This is a genomic window from Phyllobacterium sp. P5_D12 (genome assembly GCF_054049495.1).
In genome coordinates this window covers 1-1,226 of the sequence record NZ_JBFUMG010000901.1, presented here as the reverse complement: position 1 = coordinate 1,226, position 1,226 = coordinate 1, and the positions used below count along the sequence as shown (strand labels likewise).

Annotated in this window: 1 protein-coding gene and 1 pseudogene; both read left to right on the top strand. The window is 52.6% G+C overall.

What is annotated here, in order from left to right:
* Positions 1 to 876: sugar isomerase (locus ACXJ5O_RS27470; protein ID WP_457302671.1), on the top strand; the 876-nt coding region annotated here is incomplete at its 5' end.
* A gap of 146 nt (positions 877 to 1,022) precedes the next feature.
* Positions 1,023 to 1,226: pseudogene (locus tag ACXJ5O_RS27465) on the top strand (ABC transporter substrate-binding protein); the annotation flags it as partial.

The following is a 1,226-nucleotide window of genomic DNA, read 5'->3' as shown; positions in this document are numbered from 1 at the left end:
TCCTACAAGTATGGATCGCTCAGCCATGTGAATGCGGCGACGCGGGCGCAAGCGATCGAGCACAACGTCGAATGTATCGAGATCGGTGCGGCGATTGGCTCGAAAGCCCTGACCGTGTGGATTGGTGATGRTTCCAATTTTCCGGGGCAGAGCAACTTTGCCAAAGCCTTCGAGCGTTATCTCGGATCAATGTCGGAGATATATAAAGCGCTGCCGGATGATTGGCGTATTTTCTCCGAGCACAAGATGTATGAGCCGGCTTTCTATTCGACGGTGGTGCAGGATTGGGGAACAAACTATCTCATCGCGCAGACGTTGGGGCCGAAAGCCTACTGTCTTGTCGATCTTGGCCATCATGCCCCGAACACCAATATCGAGATGATCGTTTCGCGGCTGATCCAGTTCAAGAAACTTGGCGGCTTCCATTTCAACGATTCCAAATATGGCGATGACGATCTCGATGCCGGGTCAATAGATCCCTATCGCCTGTTTCTCGTCTTCAATGAACTTGTCGATGCGGAAGATCGCGGCGTAGAAAACTTCCATCCCGCCCACATGATCGACCAGTCGCACAATGTCACCGATCCGATCGAAAGCCTGATCTCGAGCGCCAATGAAATTCGCCGGGCTTACGCTCAAGCTCTACTGGTAGATCGAAAGGCATTGAGCGCTTATCAGGATGAGAACGATGCGCTAATGGCTTCAGACGCATTGAAGCGCGCCTACCGCACCGATGTCGAACCAATTCTCGCCGAGGCCCGTCGACGGTCCGCTGGTGCAATCGACCCTGTCGCTGCTTATCGCAAGAGCGGTTACCGCGAATTGGTTGGCAAGGAACGACCGTTAAGTGTCGCTGGCGGTGGGGGAATAATTTAAGCCAGCTACTCTCAATCACAAAGCAAGGGCTGCGCTTCATCGCGCGGCCCTTTTGTTTTTTGAATTGACAGGCCCATCAGCATTTGTTCTTATTCTACTATAAAACACTATAATCCATTATTGTGGAATAACAAAGGGAACCCGTCATGAAATCATTGAAGCTCGCCCTCCTTCTTGGTTCAGCGCTGATTGCTCTTAGCCCCTCCGCTTTCGCTCAGACAAAAGGCGGGGTCATCAATGTCGCCACGATCGGCGAGCCGCCTACGCTCGATGCCATGGCCTCGACTGCGGACCTCGTTGGCATCGTCTCGCAGCACATTTTTGAGACCCTCTACACGTTCGACAAAAAC